Origin of the sequence: Gluconobacter sp. P1C6_b (genome assembly GCF_018811945.1) — a bacterium.
In the GTDB taxonomy this organism is placed as follows: domain Bacteria; phylum Pseudomonadota; class Alphaproteobacteria; order Acetobacterales; family Acetobacteraceae; genus Gluconobacter.
Window position 1 is genome coordinate 1 of sequence record NZ_JACRVU010000069.1, and the last position, 687, is coordinate 687.

The 687-nt window shown below is 53.0% G+C and carries 1 protein-coding gene and 1 pseudogene; both read left to right on the forward strand.

Translation table 11 applies throughout. From position 1 onward, the window contains the following. Nucleotides 1-236, forward strand: a 236-nt coding sequence (locus KP701_RS16165) for a transposase (protein WP_215747851.1), incomplete at its 5' end; no start/stop codon positions are given. Nucleotides 237-590: 354 nt separating this feature from the next. Further along, a pseudogene (locus KP701_RS16645) lies at nucleotides 591-687 on the forward strand (molecular chaperone Hsp20); the annotation flags it as partial.

The following is a 687-nucleotide window of genomic DNA, read 5'->3' on the forward strand; positions in this document are numbered from 1 at the left end:
AAATCAGGCAGTCTCTCGCAGAGCAGAACATTACCGCCTGCATCCCCCCGAAGAAGAGCCGGAAATCAAAGCCACCTTACGACTGGCATCTGTATAAAAAGCGCCACCTCATCGAAAACATGTTCGCAAAGCTGAAGGACTGGCGACGTGTTGCCACCAGATATGACCGGTGCTCTCATACCTTCATGTCCGCAATCCATATCGCGGCAAGTGTCATCTTCTATCTCAAGGAATGAGTCCTGAACCTAGTTGTTTAGTCCCGTGGTTTGATGGTGTGGTATTTTCACGAGAGTGGAAGGAAGCCTTATGGGACAGATACGTCATGGGAGCGCCACGACCAGGCCTCCGCCGGAGCGGCACTCAGCATGGTCGCGGCCAGCAACTTCCATCCTATGCTATCAGGCATTGTTCTGGTCCACTCTAAACACGCGAACGATAGAGGACGCCCAAACCTGCCTTTCTGCATTTTTGATACCTCTTGACACCATGCACGGAGTGCCCAGATTGAATCTGCCGGCCGCCGAAGGGGTCGGCAGACAGAACTATCAGTTTTGATCTTGTGTCCATGTTGCTCAAAGGAGGATATGGCTATGAGAGCCACCGTTGATTTTGCTCCCCTGTTCCGTTCGAGCGTGGGTTTTGACAGAATGCTCAACGCCCTTGATCTCGCCAGCCGGATTCCGGCGG